Source organism: Chryseobacterium sp. KMC2, from assembly GCF_016756935.1.
Classification (GTDB): domain Bacteria; phylum Bacteroidota; class Bacteroidia; order Flavobacteriales; family Weeksellaceae; genus Chryseobacterium; species Chryseobacterium rhizosphaerae.
In genome coordinates, this window is the sequence record NZ_JAESIT010000002.1 from 156,023 (window position 1) to 173,216 (window position 17,194).

At 36.1% G+C, this 17,194-nt stretch carries 17 protein-coding genes; 11 read left to right on the forward strand and 6 right to left on the reverse strand.

Annotated elements, in window-relative coordinates; genetic code table 11:
* Window positions 1–249: 249 nt before the first annotated feature.
* Window positions 250–609, reverse strand: a complete 360-nt coding sequence (locus JML65_RS03185; protein ID WP_047485886.1) for a hypothetical protein — start codon at window positions 607–609, stop codon at window positions 250–252.
* A 362-nt stretch (window positions 610–971) separates the two neighbouring features.
* On the opposite strand from JML65_RS03185, the gene gndA reads away from it, so the two are divergent.
* The 4 genes from gndA to JML65_RS03205 all read left to right on the forward strand — a co-directional run bounded on the left by gndA (window position 972) and on the right by JML65_RS03205 (window position 5,374).
* The gene (gene gndA, locus JML65_RS03190) at window positions 972–2,390 is read left to right on the forward strand and encodes an NADP-dependent phosphogluconate dehydrogenase (protein ID WP_202269881.1); all 1,419 of its coding nucleotides are present in this window, start codon (window positions 972–974) and stop codon (window positions 2,388–2,390) included.
* 11 nt (window positions 2,391–2,401) lie between these two features.
* Entirely contained in the window at window positions 2,402–3,883 is a 1,482-nt protein-coding gene (gene zwf, locus JML65_RS03195) for a glucose-6-phosphate dehydrogenase (protein WP_202269882.1), read from the forward strand.
* A 24-nt stretch (window positions 3,884–3,907) separates the two neighbouring features.
* Window positions 3,908–4,618 carry a 6-phosphogluconolactonase gene (gene pgl / locus JML65_RS03200; RefSeq protein ID WP_115920097.1) on the forward strand — a complete coding sequence of 237 codons (711 nt, stop codon included), beginning with the start codon at window positions 3,908–3,910 and terminating at the stop codon, window positions 4,616–4,618.
* Window positions 4,619–4,867: 249 nt separating this feature from the next.
* Window positions 4,868–5,374, forward strand: a complete 507-nt coding sequence (locus JML65_RS03205; RefSeq protein ID WP_237390772.1) for a RidA family protein — start codon at window positions 4,868–4,870, stop codon at window positions 5,372–5,374.
* Between the two features lie 80 nt (window positions 5,375–5,454).
* Here JML65_RS03205 and JML65_RS03210 read toward each other — a convergent pair whose 3' ends face one another.
* Window positions 5,455–5,901, reverse strand: a complete 447-nt coding sequence (locus JML65_RS03210; RefSeq protein WP_202269883.1) for a KTSC domain-containing protein — start codon at window positions 5,899–5,901, stop codon at window positions 5,455–5,457.
* Between the two features lie 543 nt (window positions 5,902–6,444).
* Here JML65_RS03210 and JML65_RS03215 point away from each other — a divergent pair.
* The 5 genes from JML65_RS03215 to JML65_RS03240 all read left to right on the forward strand — a co-directional run bounded on the left by JML65_RS03215 (window position 6,445) and on the right by JML65_RS03240 (window position 12,038).
* On the forward strand, window positions 6,445–7,074 hold the full coding sequence (locus JML65_RS03215; protein ID WP_202269884.1) for a TetR/AcrR family transcriptional regulator: 630 nt from the start codon (window positions 6,445–6,447) through the stop codon (window positions 7,072–7,074).
* Between the two features lie 956 nt (window positions 7,075–8,030).
* Window positions 8,031–8,999: a catalase gene (locus tag JML65_RS03225; protein WP_202269885.1), complete on the forward strand. Its 969-nt coding sequence runs from the start codon at window positions 8,031–8,033 to the stop codon at window positions 8,997–8,999.
* Window positions 9,000–9,065: 66 nt separating this feature from the next.
* A complete protein-coding gene (locus JML65_RS03230; RefSeq protein ID WP_202269886.1) occupies window positions 9,066–9,629 on the forward strand; it encodes a hypothetical protein in 564 nt (187 codons plus the stop codon).
* Window positions 9,630–9,635: 6 nt separating this feature from the next.
* Window positions 9,636–10,997, forward strand: a complete 1,362-nt coding sequence (locus JML65_RS03235) for a Dyp-type peroxidase (RefSeq protein WP_202269887.1) — start codon at window positions 9,636–9,638, stop codon at window positions 10,995–10,997.
* Between the two features lie 147 nt (window positions 10,998–11,144).
* Window positions 11,145–12,038, forward strand: coding sequence for a 3-hydroxyacyl-CoA dehydrogenase (locus JML65_RS03240; RefSeq protein ID WP_202269888.1), 894 nt, complete (start codon window positions 11,145–11,147; stop codon window positions 12,036–12,038).
* Between the two features lie 290 nt (window positions 12,039–12,328).
* Here the strand turns inward: JML65_RS03240 and JML65_RS03245 are convergent, their stop codons facing one another.
* Window positions 12,329–12,529 (reverse strand): hypothetical protein, encoded by a 201-nt coding sequence (locus JML65_RS03245; protein WP_202269889.1) that lies wholly within the window; start codon window positions 12,527–12,529, stop codon window positions 12,329–12,331.
* Between the two features lie 102 nt (window positions 12,530–12,631).
* On the opposite strand from JML65_RS03245, the gene JML65_RS03250 reads away from it, so the two are divergent.
* Window positions 12,632–13,228 (forward strand): Crp/Fnr family transcriptional regulator, encoded by a 597-nt coding sequence (locus JML65_RS03250; protein WP_202269890.1) that lies wholly within the window; start codon window positions 12,632–12,634, stop codon window positions 13,226–13,228.
* A gap of 75 nt (window positions 13,229–13,303) precedes the next feature.
* Here JML65_RS03250 and JML65_RS03255 read toward each other — a convergent pair whose 3' ends face one another.
* Window positions 13,304–14,152, reverse strand: a complete 849-nt coding sequence (locus JML65_RS03255; protein WP_202269891.1) for a universal stress protein — start codon at window positions 14,150–14,152, stop codon at window positions 13,304–13,306.
* A gap of 22 nt (window positions 14,153–14,174) precedes the next feature.
* Window positions 14,175–14,624 (reverse strand): MarR family winged helix-turn-helix transcriptional regulator, encoded by a 450-nt coding sequence (locus JML65_RS03260; protein WP_047486314.1) that lies wholly within the window; start codon window positions 14,622–14,624, stop codon window positions 14,175–14,177.
* Between the two features lie 226 nt (window positions 14,625–14,850).
* On the opposite strand from JML65_RS03260, the gene JML65_RS03265 reads away from it, so the two are divergent.
* Window positions 14,851–16,062 (forward strand): winged helix-turn-helix domain-containing protein, encoded by a 1,212-nt coding sequence (locus JML65_RS03265; protein ID WP_202269892.1) that lies wholly within the window; start codon window positions 14,851–14,853, stop codon window positions 16,060–16,062.
* 80 nt (window positions 16,063–16,142) lie between these two features.
* Here JML65_RS03265 and JML65_RS03270 read toward each other — a convergent pair whose 3' ends face one another.
* Window positions 16,143–17,180: a serine hydrolase domain-containing protein gene (locus tag JML65_RS03270; protein ID WP_202269893.1), complete on the reverse strand. Its 1,038-nt coding sequence runs from the start codon at window positions 17,178–17,180 to the stop codon at window positions 16,143–16,145.
* Between the last annotated feature and the right edge of the window lie 14 nt (window positions 17,181–17,194).

Here is a 17,194-nt window from a genome sequence, read left to right on the forward strand (position 1 = left end):
GAAAAACGAAAGCCCGTATAATTTTCAAAAGGATGAAGTTAGTGTGTTCCTGATAGATATGCAACCTGTTTTTTCGGCAGAAATTTATATGGAGCTATGATCAACACCATACGAAATAAAGACACAGGCTATCCTCCTTCTGTATAATTTCAGGATTAGCATATAAATGAGTACTGCTCGTAGAGTAGTATAAGAATAAGGTAGTGTATGAGCGGCACGAGCGAGAAGCCCGCGCCAGAGATGCGAAATTTAATTAAGCTGGTAATTAGATATCACTAAGCTCAAAATAAAATGTACATAATCCTGTTCAACATCTTTTCTGTTGATCAGTTTATTTTTATATTCGTAAGAGCTCAGCTTTCCTATCAATTCCTGATAAGCTTCAAACTGATCACCTTTAATTTTTATTCTTACGTTACCATCTCTTCTTTTAATCAGATCATCATCTAACGTTCTCACTTTAAATAAAGCTTCACATAACGTTGGACGGGATTGCATAGATCCAATATATCTTTCTACAATATTAACTTTGAACGAATCAAATATGATCGTGTTAAAAACAATTTTAGAGTTAGGCTTCTGCGTATTAAGCTCAAGCTTATAATTCATTAATTTAAATTTTGGTAAATATAAGGTTAATTATGCCAAAAACCAGTACCAATTTAATAGATCGTTCCCATTATAATGATTGAATTTTATTAATTCTATAAAAAAGAGAACATTAAAAAATGGAGTTTTTGTTCACGATGTGTGGATATTTTATACTGCAAATAGCATAGAATAAGCTGATTTTAAGTAGTATCCTGAGAAGAATAATTAGAGGTGTTACATCACAATCCTATAAAATTATCAGCTTATAAATGAGTGATAAGTAAAAAAGCAGCGGATTTTTTCTATTCTTTATTTTTTTCCTGATAGGCATTTACGTAAATTTATTCTCTGTAAACAGAAAATATACTAATATCAATACAATGGAGAGATATAATTATGGAATGATTGGCCTTGGAGTAATGGGTCGTAATCTTCTTTATAATATTGCAGATAATGGTTTTTCAATCGCAGGATTCGATCTTGATGAAGTGAAAATAAAAGAATTACAAGAAGGGGCTTCTTCACAAATGAAGGTAAAGGGTACAGGAACTCTGGAAGATTTTGTAGCTGCACTGGAAACACCCCGAAAGATTATTCTTATGGTTCCTGCAGGTAAGCCCGTAGATGCAGTCTTGGAAAATATTACACCCCTTTTAAGCAAGGGAGATATTGTTATTGATGCAGGGAATTCATATTTTAAAGACACCAATAGACGTGTTGAAGATTTAGCTTCAAAAAATCTGCACTTCATGGGAATGGGAGTTTCAGGTGGAGAAAAGGGAGCCAGAACAGGTCCCAGCATTATGCCGGGAGGAGATTTGGAAGCATTTACCCTTCTTCAGCCGATGCTTGAAGCCATTGCCGCAAAAGTAGATAATGAAGCCTGTACCGCATATATGGGAAAAGGCTCTGCCGGAAACTATGTGAAAATGGTACACAATGGAATTGAATATGCCATTATGCAGCTTATCAGCGAAGCATATGATCTTCTCAAAAGAGGAGCAGGATTAAATAACGATCAGCTCTACGAAGTTTTCAAAGAATGGAATAACGGAGAAATGAATTCTTTTTTGATCGAAATCACAAGAGATATTTTTCAGCAGAAAGATTCATTAACCGACAGTTTTCTTGTAGATCAGATTTTAGATAAAGCCGGAGCCAAAGGAACCGGAAAATGGACTTCTGAGCAAGCTATGGAAATTGGTGTTTCTATCCCGACAATTGATATCGCAGTAACATCCCGAATTTTATCAGCATATAAAGAAGAGCGAATTCTGGCTTCCCAACTGTATTCTGAAAAAGAAATTACAAGTCCGGAAGATATCAAGCTATTCATTCAGGAAGTGGGAGATGCTCTTTTTCTGGCCACATTAATCAGCTATGCACAAGGTTTGGCTTTGCTGGTGAAAGCATCCGAAGAGTATAGCTTCCAGATTCCGCTGAAGGATGTTGTGAAAATATGGAGAGGAGGCTGTATTATCCGTTCGGTATTGCTGGAAAAATTCTATGCCGCATATACCAAAGATCCTAACCTTTCTAATATTTTACTTGACCCGAATATCGCTGTTCTGGTTAAATCAAAAATTAAAGCATTAAGAAAAACAGCAGGATATGCTGCCGAAAATGGAATTTCAAGCTTAGGAATTCAAACGGCTTTAGGATATTTCGATGCCTATACTACAGAATCTTTACCGGTAAATCTTATCCAGGCCCAACGTGATTACTTTGGGGCACACACCTATCAGCGAATTGACAGAGAAGGTGTTTTTCATACGGTATGGAATAGTGAAAACAATTAAAATTCGGAAAAATGAATGAAAATAAAATCTTGCAGCCAACTACAATCATTATTTTTGGTGCTACAGGAGATCTTGCTAAAAGAAAACTTTTTCCGGCGTTTTATAATTTATATATCGACGGCAGAATGCCCAAAGGCTTTAATATTATTGCACTAGGAAGGGCCGATAATACCGACGAATATTTTAGAAATTATATCAAAGAAAATCTGGAAAAATTCTCCAGAAAAAAAATCACTTCCGAAGATTGGGCAGGTTTTCAGGCTCATATTACCTACTTTCAGCATCAGCTGGATCAGGAAAGCTCATATCAGGATCTTCACCAGAAATTAAAAGATTTTGATACCGTTTACGGAATGAGAGCCAACAGACTGTTTTACTTATCTATAGGTCCTAATTTCATTGCTACGATTTCCAATCATATCAAAAATACATCATTAGCTTCTGATGCTAAAAAAGACCGTATTATTATTGAAAAACCCTTTGGGCATGATAAACAATCTGCGATTGAGCTCAACAGCCTTCTGTCGCAAACATTCGAGGAAGAGCAGATTTACCGTATCGACCATTATCTGGGGAAAGAAACCGTACAAAATATATTGGCATTCAGATTTGGAAATTCTATTTTTGAACCTTTATGGAATCATAAATACATAGAATCAATACAGATTACGGTAGCTGAAGAAGTAGGGGTGGAAACAAGAGGTGCTTTCTACGAACAGACCGGAGCGCTGAAGGATATGATTCAGAATCACTTATTGCAGATTCTTTGTATGGTTGCTATGGAACCGCCGGCTTCTATACAGTCAGGTGAGATTAGAGACCGGAAAGTAGATGTGTTGAAATCTATTCGTAGAATTTCTCCGGATCAGGTAGACCATTATGCAGTCAGAGGTCAGTATGCAAAAAGTACGATCAACGGAGTGGAAGCAAAAGGCTATCGCCAGGAAGATGGAATTGCCGCGGATTCTAATACAGAGACTTTTGCCGCGATAAAATTCTATCTGGACAACGAAAGATGGCAAGATGTTCCTTTTTATGTTCGTACCGGAAAAAAAATGAAAGAGAAACATTCTTATATTACCATTCAGTTTAAGCCTCTTCCTCATTCTACTTTTTCGGGAAGTCCTCATCTTTTATCGGCCAACAGACTTATTATAAATATTCAGCCTATGATGGATATCAGACTGCAGTTTATGACCAAAAAGCCAGGACTATCGCTGGTTTTACAGCCGGTAGAAATGATCTTTGATAATTTTGTATGTCAGGAAGATAATCCGGAAGCTTATGAAACCTTATTATTAGATGCTCTTTTGGGGGATCTAACTTTATTTATGCGTTCCGATCAGGTAGAAGAAGCCTGGGATGTTGTCAAAACAATTCAGGAAGCCTGGGAAAATAATAAAGACTCATCTTTTCCAAACTATAGTGCAGGAAGCTGGGGACCGGAAGAGAGTTTTGCATTGGTAGAAAGACAGGGCCACAGCTGGGTATAATACAATCAATTTAAACAGACGAAAATGAATATTACAGTATTTAATGATTTAGAAAAACTGTACAGAAAGGCGGCAGATACATTTGTTGATCTTTCAAAAGAAGCTATCCGTAAAAATAACCGTTTTACAGTAGCTTTAAGCGGAGGTTCTTCTCCCAAAGCGATTTTTAAATTGCTGGCAACAGAGGAATATGCAGGAAAAATTGAATGGAATAAACTATATTTTTTTTGGGTGGATGAGCGATGGGTTCCTTTGGACGATGAGAAAAGTAATGCACGTATGACATTTGAGGAACTGCTTAATCAGGTTCCTGTGACTAAAGACCATATTTTCCCTATGTATCAGGAAGGAATACTTCCGGAAGATTATGCCAAAGAATATGAGCAACAGATTAAAAGTGTTCTTGGTAAGGAAGGCATTTTTGATTTTATCCTTTTAGGGATGGGAGATGATGGCCATACTGCCTCTTTATTTCCAGGTGAAGAAGTTCTGGATGAAAATGAAAAATGGGTTTCTGCTTATTATCTGAAACCTCAGGAAATGTTTAGGATCACATTGACTGCACCGTTGATCAATAAAGCTGAAAATATATTGGTTGTAGCCTTCGGAGAATCTAAAAAACATGCATTGAATGAAGTATTACAGGGAGAATATAATCCAAAATTATATCCACTACAGCTTATTCATAAAAAAGAAGGCTTTCAGTTTTTCACTGATGAAAAAGCAAAAGGATAGTCTATTATAGATAGATCTTAGATTCAGGTTTGGAGAAGAAAAGCTTACTGCTCCTGACACCATAAAACAGTACCATTGGATTTCTAATGGTACTGTTTTTATTTCTTAGCAGTGTGATTGAGTATTTGTCATCCGAATATAAAACGGACAATGTACTGCCTATAAAAATAAGAAACGTCAACATATGTAGAGTTTTTTGATGCTCTTCATCGATACATTTGTTTTCAATAATTCAAAACAAAAAATATTATGAAACGTATACTATTTAATCTATCTGCTCTTTGCATAGGGTTTCTGGCCTTTTCACAAAATACTAATAATCTTAAACCAATAAGATCCAATACTATGAATACTATTACTCACAAAAATCCAAAAACTCTTTTTGACCCTACACCGTTTGCATTTTCTCATTCTACAACTCATGAAGGGGAGGGGAAATATGTATTTATATCCGGACAAAGCGGAGGAGAAGGCTTGAAACACAATCTTTCAAAAGATTTCAGAACCCAGGTGAGATTTGCTCTGAAAAATCTGGAAACGGTACTTGCAGATTATGGACTGCAAACCAGGGATGTTCTTAAAATTACCATCCTCATTGTAAATCATGATCAGGAAAAGCTTAAAATCTGGACAGAAGAAATGCATAATACATGGAAAAGCGATGAATTTCCGGCAAGTACATTAATTCCGGTTCCTACACTGGCTTTGGATGATATGCAGATAGAAGTGGAAGCCATTGCCTTTATGAAAAACTAAAACCAGTTGAACCCACTTTTAGACTATAAAAAAGGCTTTCAGAACAACTGAAAGCCTTTTTATTTATTTGAAATGAAAAATTAATCTTCCATAGCCTCACCGGACTTTCTGTAGATGAAGTTCCCATAAATATGTCTTCTTGCAAAACGGCTTGGTGAATCGGCATTAACCATTTTGATATAGGTATTTCTTGGAACACCAATATATTCATACATTTTTCCGTTTAAATGCTGAACTTTTAAAATCTGCTTTTCAAGATAGAAATCCTGAATATTTGATTTTGTTGTCGTTTCCGTATATTCTTCCTTATATTTTTCCTGTGTTTCGGGATTAATACTTACCAAAAAGTGGTAAGCCTCAATCACAGATTTGCTCTTTTCTTCTGCTTCCAGTTTTCCAGCTTCATCATTAATAAACTTATCAGGATGAGAATCTTTCATCGTATTCCTGTAAATAGTCTTTAATTCTTTTAAAGTAACAGTTTTGTCAACTCCAAGAAGCTTTCTGTGCTCACCAATTCTTTTCATATTTTGAATCCTTATTTTCGGGGTGCAAAATTAAGGAAATTAATTCAAAAAAACGTAAGTTATTCATTATTAATTTATTTCGAGCCGGAAAAAAGAGTCGTTAATTCCATAGTATCTCACTATCAAGATGCTATAAAACAAAACAGCATCATTAGTTTTCTAATGGTGCTGTACACAGTTCACATTTTTACCTTGGTAAAATGGTGTTCGAAATAATCTGCTTAATCATATTTGTGTTCCATCATCATTTGCATTACTTCGTAAAAACAAACTTAGTCTGAAGGAATAAATCCGGAAAACCTTGTAACGTGAGGATCATTCAGTGTTTATCTGCCTTTTTCTACAGCTTTTAGGATGACTGCTGTGGCAAAAGGTGATACTGACTGACCCTTCACGAAAGTTTGGAATATCGTTTTACAACTTCAATTAAGTGTTTTTTAATATATAAAATGGTATTAGTTTGTACAAATATACACAATAAGACACTACGAAGTGTCTAAAATGATAAAAATTTTTCATAAACTTGTATATTGAATGTTTATCATGGAGAGAAAATCAGCAGCAGGCAGTATCCGAAACAAGGAACGCAGTAAAAAGAAATTTTTGGATGCGGTTGGAAAAATTCTGAAAACAAAAGGATATGCAGCCTTAAAAATCAATGATATTGCTGCTACAGCGGGAGTAGACAAGAAAATGATCTATACCTATTTTGGAGGAATGGATGGCCTGATGGATGAATATATACGTTCGCAGGATTACTGGAGTAATGTATCAACCGAACAGACATTGCCTGATTTATCAGACGGAGGAAAGTTACTTACGGAGCATTTGTTACTCACACAATTTGATTATGTATTCAGCAACAAAGAGTTTCAAAAATTATTACTGTGGCGTTTATCAGAACCCAGAAAGTCATTAGCAAAACTGACCGAAAGACAGGAAGAAAGTGGAGAAAATCTGTTTACACTTATTGGAGACCCCTATTTCAAAGAACATTCTCAAGATTTTCGTGCTATTATGGCTATTATGGTTTCAGGACTGTATTACTTGAATCTTTATTCTTCCCTGAATGGCAGTATTTTTTGTGGTATAGACGTCAATACCACTGAAGGGCGTGATAAAATCAAAAAAGCAGTCTCTTTTCTGGTAGAGCAAACCTACGAAAAACTGTAATATTCAATCCTTACTAGTACAAACGTATCCCATAAAACAAAAAATGCGGCCCTCCTTGAGAGCCGCATTTTTTTATTTCCGTTCTTCATCAATACCTTTTTGCAGAGCTGTTTCCTGAATAACAGAAACGGATAAACCTTCAGTCCGCACAACTGAAATATCTGTCATTCCCATAAAGTCAAGTGCTTTTTCAAGATAAAGAATTACGAAATCGTAATCTTGTTTTTGATCAATCTCTCAGGTCCTTTTTTATCCTATCGAAAAGTAAGACCTGCTCTGACGCTGTGACCAAGTCAGGATTTCAATGTAGCATTTGTCCTGAAGAGTCTCAATAACGATGAAATCTGCGTAATAAATTATTTTTAGAGAGTTCTAAACCATTAAAAGAGAATTTAAGGCAACCTACTATAAAAGCTTCATCACTAATTTTGAGATTATTAGAAATAATAATTGGGTACTCAACAAAAATATATATAAGTACCCAATCCGAATTATTATACTCTAATTATAAATTAACACATAAGATATGAAGAAAAATGGTATCACAGGAGGTATAGCAGATATCGATTCTGCCAATAAATCATCAAGAGTTCCATGTTTTGATAGTAGTCTCGAAGGTTTCAATAGTTACAACATTTTTTTCTCCGTTGATCCATCTGTTTGCAACGTCATTGATTGAATTTTCAGATATAAATTATCCTTCTCTGTAAAATGTTTCAGAGAAAACCTAATGTGGAACTTCACTTGGACATCATGCTAAATATTATTGAAACTTAAGAAGAGTTAGATGATGATTAAGTGATTTTTTAGCAACAGAAATATTGAAAGAAGAGGTTTGCTGATCCTATGAGAAATGTAAATGATTCGGCGGCTTTACGTAGTCATATGTTGGATACTTTCTACTTATATGTAAATATATAATAACACCATAATATTTAATTACAAACACTATAAAAATGAAACAAAACAATCAATATAACAAGTCTGTTGAACTAATTGAAGCAATGGAAAATGTTCTTGGTTATGCTCCTGGATTTCGCGCTATTCATGCCGGAGGACGCTTTTACCATGGTGTTTTTAAGGCAACTGATATTGCAAAAACATATTCAAAAGCAATCCATTTACAAGGTGATGAAATTCCTGTAACAGTCCGTTTTTCAAAAGGAGGTACAGATCCCGATAGTTTTTTTGGACCAACCCTTGGTATGGCAACACGGTTTTACCTGCCTAATGGCGTGTCAATGAATACAGTAATGCTCAATATGAAACTCTTTTTTGCCAATAGTCCTGAGCAGCTGCTGAAACTTCTTGAGGCTGGTATGCCACTCGGGGAAGGTACAGGCCCTAATTTAGAAGGTATTAAGAAGTTTGCGTCCGAAAATGCTAATGTTGGATATGCGCTGAACCTGGTTTCAGAGCGGGAAGGACCTGTAAGTTTTGCAAATACTGCGTTTTGGGCACATCATACTTTTCTGTACAGAAATGAGGACAATAAAGTTGTACCTGCACGAAGTAGCTGGATTCCTGTTTCAGGTGTATTAGGAAGACCTGCGGTAGAACTGGCCGCAGAATCTATTGATGTACTCTATATTGAGCTTGAAGAAAGATTAGCACACGAAAAAATAATGTTTGACTTGGTTCTCGAATTGGCTGAACCAAATGATCCCATAGATGACCCTTCAGCGCCATGGCCTGCAGATAGAAAAACGGTGGTCATTGGAAGGTTGACAATCTCTGAACGAGCAGATGAAAAAGCTTTTACAGATCCAATCATGAACCATGATCCAACCCAACTTACAGAGGGAATTGAAACTACAGATGATCCCGTATTACATGCTCGCCGTGGTGTATATGAAGCATCTGTAGCAAAACGTACAGGAGGATGGAAAGGTACAACAGGTGGCTGTCCGTTTGGTCATGGCTAAAGATCCACCTGAAATTCAGGAACTTTATTACTATTTACTATTAACAAACAATTTAAAATTTAGAATATGTTTACAGATACAGAATTAGAAGAAAAATTAGCTAGAGTTGTTGAAGCATTAAAACACTATCCTCCAATGGATGGAAGAGATCACAGTCACTTCCATGACGAGGATGCTGGTTTGACCTCAGGAAAAGTCAGCGAGCTGACTGTGGTATGCAAATTAAAACCAGGCGGTGCTGATTATTTGGAAAAAGTGACACAGCATTTGAATGGAGGAGCTGATGGCAGCTCTCCGGTATCATGTGTAGGTACAGTACATGATTTACGATTTGCAGTGATAGACAATAGAACAAGGCTTTTATTTGCATCAACATTTGATGGAAGCTGGAATGGCTATATCAGTGATTTTGCCACCAAAATTCCCGAAGTTATGGATTTGATCTTTGACTGCGTAGAAGGCTGGCCGGGTATTAAAGATCCAACGATAATGGACTTTATCAAAGGCATACAGGTAACATGTTCTTCATGGTATGTTTCACACCCTAATTTAACTATTAATGATATTACAAGACATGAAAAAATAGCAAAGGGAATCGACAAAATAATGGATGAAGCTTATTTAATTTAAAAATATATGGATCACAATAGCAGCAGATTTGATGAGTCCAAGGTAACCTTGGAATTGGATCAAATACAAAGTATTATTTTAAGATCAAGACCTATTCCATATTTTGGAACGGTGGTTTTAGTAGAAATTAAAGATAAAGAGGCAGGAAAAACATTAATAAAAAACTTACTTCCAGAATTGACGACCTCTGTAAACTGGCATAATTCAAACAATGGTGCTGCAACTATTGCTATCAGCTATAAAGGTTTTATTGCGTTGGGATTACCCAAAGAGACGTTAGATAGTTTTCCCAATGAATTTAAAGCAGGAATGGCTGGGCGTCATGAAAAATTGACTGACTATGGTGAAAATCATCCTGACAACTGGCAGTACCCTTACAAAGATAATAATATTCACATCCTTGTCAATATTATTGCAGATTCCGAAGAAAAGTGGAAAAATAAGCTAAAGAGTGTACGGGATAAATTTGAGGATATTTCTGGGTATACTATTATTGCTATGGGAGATTTTTCTGCCACTGAAAAGGTAACAAATGCTTTTGGTTTTAGAGATGGACTTTCTCAACCTGAAGTGGATGGTTCAGGGGTTGATATCCCGCCAGGTTATGGCAGAGCAGTAAAAGCAGGTGAGTTTATTATTGGCTATCCGGGTGAAGCCGGAAATATTGATGAGAGTATTAAGCCATTGGCTTTTTCAAAAAATGGCAGTTTCGTTGCGCTACGCAAATATCGAAGCAATGTGCATCTTTTTAATCAGTTTTTGCATAAAAATGGAAAAACGCCTGAAGAACGAGAGCTTCTGGCTGCAAAATTATTTGGTCGCTGGAGATCTGGTGTGCCTTTAGCTTTAAGCCCAAAAGCCGATGACCCTGAATTGGCTACCGACCGAACGAAGATTAATAATTTTGACTTTAAAGATGATGATTACGGTCGTAAAACACCCTTATCCTGCCACATGCGCAGGATGTACCCAAGGGATACCAAGATGGCAGTGATGTCTGATCTGAATATGCATCGTATTATCCGACGTGGTGTAGCTTATGGGGGAGTTCCTGGAGACGATTTTTTAGAAGATGATGGAAAAGAAAGAGGCCTTTACTTCCTGGGAATATCTGCCAAGGCGATGCAAACCATGGAGTTTTTACAAAGTGAATGGGGAAATACCGGAAACTTTATTAATCATGGCGACGAGAAGGATCCTGTTATTGGTGTAGTAAAAGAAGACGAAGATGGTGTATTTACACTTCCAAAAGAAGAAGGAGGACGCGTTCGTATTCATGGTGTTAAGACCTTTAATACTCTAGTGGGTGGGGAGTATTTATTTATTCCAGGTATCAATGGTTTAAAATGGATTTTAGATCAGGAATAAAAAACAGATAAACAGACCAAAATAAAAGAGTATTGTTGACATTGTTAATTAAGTATAGTTCAAAATTTTAATTTGAAGTATTGTTTTTTCTGTAATTAATTAACAATGTCATTTCTATTTGCCTTTATTAATTATAAAACAAATATTATGAATATTAAAAATGTAACCGTCATTGGAACAGGTGTATTAGGAACTCAGATTGCCTATCAAATTGCTTTCTGTGGGTATAAAGTAACTGTTTATGATGTGACCCAAAAAAATTTAGATAATGCTAAGGTAAGGTTTAAGGAATTAGGAGAAATCTATAAGAAAGACATAGCTGCTACAAACGAGCAGGTAGATTTTGCCATATCTAATATTTCTTATTCGTTGGACCTTGCAGAAGCGGTAAAAGATGCTGACCTTACCTCGGAATCTATTCCTGAATCGTTGGATATCAAAAAAGATTTCTATACACAATTGTCGAAAGTAGCAAAACCTGATGCTATTTTTACCACCAACTCGTCTACGTTATTACCAAGTAAAATGGCCGGGAGTGTAGAGAAGCCGGAAAGATTTCTTGCGCTTCACTTTGCCAACAATATCTGGAAGCAAAATATTGGTGAAGTAATGGGGCATGCTGGTACCGATCCTAAAATCTTTAATGCCGTACTCGATTTTGCAAAATCTATTCGTATGGTACCTATTGCTATTCATAAAGAGCAGCCTGGCTATATAGTAAATTCTTTACAGGTGCCATTCTTAAATGCAGCTATAGACTTATATGCCGGAGGGGTAGCCGATCCTGAAACCATAGATAAGACATGGATGATCGGTCTGAACGCAGTAAAAGGACCATTTGCTTCAATTGATATTATAGGGTTGACCACTTTATATAATGTAACTAAATTACGGGCAGAGTCAGGGGATGAAAAAGCAGCCATAGCTGTTCAGGTGCTTAAAGATAATTTTATTGATAAAAATAAATTGGGAATAGCAACCGGTGAAGGTTTTTATAAATATCCCAATCCAAGATATATGGATCCTGATTTTTTAAAATAATTTCTATTTTCAGAGAATACAATAATAAAAACAAAAGAACAAGATGTACAACCATCTATGTTTAACAACTTAGTATTATCTGATTTCGGTTAAACGAAGGAGACTTGTTTACACTTTATTTCCTGAGGAATATAATAGAAAAAGTCAGACATTGATTAGTCCAGGTAGTGATATTCAATGTTTCAAATCCTACTCATAAAGTTTTGAATTGATGACTTTTTCTATTGTATTCTTTATCATGCAAACTTCTGCATCAAAATACTTTTCATATTTTCTAGCTCCATTTTAGATTACCTCTTATTATTCCTTATGATTTCTTTTTTTCCGGAATATCTCTGAGCTTTTCTGATGACTTTTAAAATATTTTCTGCTTTCGATAGCATTGGGTTGTGGCTGCTTTTCAATTCTGTAGTACGGTCATCTCTTTTACTTGTGCAAAGACATTCCATATCTAAATCAATGGTATGGCCGTTTTGCTTAACAAGCATCATCTGTCCTTTTTATTTTTAATAGTGTTAAGTTAAAATAGATTTTATATTTTTGGACAAAGGAATGAATTGTCCAAAATAATTCATCTAAATATCTAAAATAAGATGGTTATATGTGAAGACCTACTATTTTCTCATGGAGCACGACTGGAAAAATACAATGTAGGGGACTATATTTTTGAGGAAGGAACAGGTGCTAAATATTATTTGCAGATAAAGACAGGTACGGTAAAGCTGAATACTTTTTTGGAAGATGGAAAAGAGTTTGTGCATGGACTGCCTTTTGATGGGCATTGTATTGGAGAAAGTTATTTATTTACCACCCATCATTATGCTGTCAATGCCATTGCCGTTACCAACTGTGAGATCATAAAGATTTCCAAAAATAAGATTGTAAGCATTTTACTGGAAACTCCAACGTTAATGTTGGAATTGAGCAGGTATACAGCAGACAGACTGCATTTCAGATATATGATCTCGAGCTTTTTAGCTATTTCTGACCCTATGGTCAAGCTTGAGAAGCTTTTTGATCATCTTAAAAATTATTTCGGATTTGAAGAGGCCTATTCTTTTCTGATTCCTTATACCAGGCAGCAGATAGCCACTTTAACAGGCCTAAGGGTAGAAACTGTGATTCGGAATGTCAAAAAAATGCAGGAGCAAAACCTTGTTAAACTCGATAACACCAAGATTTACTATTAATTTTCTAAAGCTCATTGAAAAGAAAAGTTGAGGTATCCCTTAAAGAAGTATTGCTCCGGCTCTGTAAACTGAACATTATTTTAATATCAAAACAGGCTGATGGGTATTCTGGTAAATTCCTTCGGAAATACTTCTGCTTGCCAAATAATACAGGAAACTATGCCTGCCCGGTAATGCAATGATAAGATCAGTTTCATGGGAAGAGGCAAAATTCAGGATTCCATTGATAATGTTTTCATCGTATGAATAATGAATGCTGCTTGGGATCTCAGTAAGATGCAGGCGGATATACTCTTCCAGTTCTTTCTTCTTGTCAGTACTGGTATCCTCACCTTCATGGGTATTTATATTTAAAAACTGTAAACGGACATCCTGCTTTTGAATAAGAGACTTGTGATGAAATAATCTCTCTAATTTTTTAATGCCTTTGACATCGCAGGGAATAAATATATTTTTAATGGGAGCATAGCTGTAGCTATTGGGAACAATTAAAGTTTTGACAGGGCTTGTTCTTGCAATGCTTATAATATTGTCTGAAACATAGCTGGTGGTAGTAGAAGTAGAATCATCACTTCCCAGGATAATCAGCTCCACGGATGGCTGATTATTTAAAATCTCATTGATACTTCTTGTAACAGCCCAGTCGCTTAGCACTTTTGAAACTTTTATATCAGGTGCCTTTTTTGTAATCATACTGCTTAGCTGATTCAGCAGTGTCTCTGTTCTTTCGAGTAAATTATTGATGTTTTCTTCATTAACGAATGAATGTCCTTCCGCTATATGAAGAAAATCAAATTCAGATTCTCCCGCGGTTTTTAACAGAATAATATGCTCATACTCGTAATGTTTTGCCCATTCTGCAGCCAGTTTTACTGCATTTTCTGTTGTTGATGTAAAATCAATGGGTACAAGGATTGTTCTCATATTTTATTATTTTAGATCCTGATTATTCAAGGTTGGCCGTCATTTTTCTGACCAGAATAAGGGCTTTGTTGATCTCATCTTTATGAAGATCTCCAGCTGCTTTTTCATAAAGCTCCAGGGCCAATGGGTAGATAGCTTCTATGGTCTGCTGTCCTTTGGACGTAAGAAAAATCTGTTTATTTCTTCGGTCATTCTCATTTTCAATTCGTTCTACTAATTCCCGCTTTACAAGATTGTTGATGAGGTAGGTGATGCTGGACTTGTCCTTGCTCACCTGAGTTCCAATTTCCTGCTGGTTGATACCGTTATTGCGGGAAAGAAGACCCAAAATCTCAATCAGCTCAAAAGAAAGATCAGAATCATATTCATTAATCTTGGACTGAATCTTTTGTCGTAACCGACTTTTCATCTCACTCATAGCCAGCCCTAGTTCTAAGGCCAGTTCTGAAATATGGGTTGATTTTGCAGGCATAATTTTTATAAATAATTATGATAAGTATGAAAAAGAACTTCTCATGACTTTCCTAACAAATATACTCAAAATTAGTTTTAATTAAAACTAATTAGTCGCAAAAAAAGAGATAATTTTTCTGTTGATTTTTACATCTTAAATAGCTTGTCTGCTAACGGTGAAAAATCAATACATTTGTTGGGGCTGATCTGAAATCCGGAAGAAAAAAATTAGTCGAAAAAGAAAGATGAAAAATAAACTGACGTTGCAGCAACTCCAGCTTTTAACCTTGGAAAGCCAAGGACTGACAAAAAATTCTCCGTTCGGAACGGGAAAAAATGCTGTACTTAATGCCGTGGAGCATCTTGGATATGTACAGATAGATACCCTCTCCATTATCGAACGGGCCCACCACCATACACTTTGGACGAGAATTCCGGATTTTCAAACAGATTACCTGGAAGAATTGGTAGAGGAACGTAAGATATTTGAATATTGGTTTCATGCAGCTTCTTATCTGCCTATGCAGGATTTCCGTTATGCTTTACCCCAAATGCTTCACGTTAAACAGGATGCCTCTCATTACTATAATGCAGACAAGAATGTAATGCAGGCTGTAATAGATACCATTCGTGCAGAAGGTCCTAAAAGAGCCAGAGATTTTGAAACCCAAAGCAGCAAAACGGGTAGCTGGTGGAATTGGAAACCCGCAAAATTAGCCCTTGAGAGACTTTTTATGCAGGGAGATTTAATGATCTGTGGACGCAGGGGTATGCAGAAAATGTATGATCTCACAGAAAGGGTATTACCCAAAAACATCAGTACAGCAGAACCTGCTCCCATTGAATTTGCTGAGTATTTAATAAAAACCTATCTCAGGGCCTATGGATTTACTACAGTAAAACAAATAACGCATCTGAGAACCGGAAATGTACTAAAAGCGAATGTAAATAAGGCCTTGCAGTCCATGATGGAAGAGGGAACACTCAGTAAAGTAGATGTCGAAGGTTTGCCTCCGGTTTTTATACAAAACAATTTGCTTGAAAAAACATTCAATTCTACACCTTCCCATGTCAGGTTGCTGTCTCCGTTTGATAATTCCATTATTCATCGTGACCGTATTAAGCAGATTTTCAATTTTGACTTCCGCCTTGAATGTTATACTCCAAAAGAGAAGAGGCAGTATGGCTATTTCTGTTTGCCTATCTTATTCGGGGACCAATTTATCGGAAGGGTAGACTGTAAAACTCACAGGAAAGATAAAAAATTTGAACTGATCCATTTATTTATTGAAAACACCGATATAAGCACTGAAGTATGGCTAGAACCTTTTATAGAAGAGGTGAAGCGTTTTGCTGCATTTAACGGCTGTGAATCCTTGATACTGACCAAAGTAAGTCCTTCAAAACTAACAGCAGTCATAAAAAAAGCTTTATTTCGAAAAGAATCTAAAGGTTGAGGCATTACATAAAAATGCCTCATCATAAAATAATGAGGCTTACCATATTTTTCTGTGTAAGAGTATTCTTTATCTGACCATTATTTTCCCACGATATTTTCCAGAACTATATTTTTAATTGAAGCTTCCTTATAGCTCCAGTACTGGCTGTCATGGGGCATTTGGTTTTCAAGAATAACCAAACTTGTGTCAGTGGAGGGAAAATAAACATTCATGCAGGTGAAACCATCTCCAAGTCCAGTAATTCCGAAATAATTCAGTCCTTTTTCCGTGATAATTCTAACGCTGTAGCCAAATCCCATACTTTCTTTCCCGAAGGCATTATGTTGAGATTTTGTAGAAGCAGTCATCATCATCTTCTGGTATTCAGGAGAGAGTAGCTTGCCTTTATAGAGAGCCTGATCCCATTTTGCAAGATCTTCAACGGTAGACACAATTCCTGCTGCAGCTAGTAAGTCCTTATTTAAAAATGAGTTTTCAACCTTTTGAAATTGGTTTTCCTTATTCATAAATCCGGAAACTAACGCCTGATTGTGTTGCGGATCATAGCAAAATGTTTTTTCCATTTTCAGTTTTCTGAAAAGCATATTGGCCAATTCTGAAAAGCTTTTTTTAGTGGTATTCTGAAGAATTTTCCCCAAGAGGTTGTAGGATAAGTTTCCATATTTGAATTGTGATCCCGGTTTGAAAGCCAATGGCTTGTCTGTATCAACAATACCATGGGTATGGTTCAGAAGGTGGTGGATAGTTACCGAGTCTGCCCAGGATTGTTTCAGTTCCGGTAAATATTTTTTGATGGGAACCTGAAGGTCAAGATTTCCTTTTTCAGCAGCCTGTAAAACCAACACGGCTGTGATTTGTTTAGAATTAGACATAATCTCAAACTGATCATCAGCTTTCAGGAGACTTTTCTTCTCAAAATCTTTGTATCCATGGGATTTTATAAATTTTGTTTTTCCACCCTGAGATACCAATACGACACCATTGAACTGTATAGGTGCTGATGCCGTCATAATGCTGTCTATTTTTTTGAAATACGTTTCTGTTTTCTGTGCATTCAGATTCAGTGATCCGGTGATCATGCAAATTGCAGTGATACTGTTTTTTATAAATGTCATTTTTTTATTGAGAT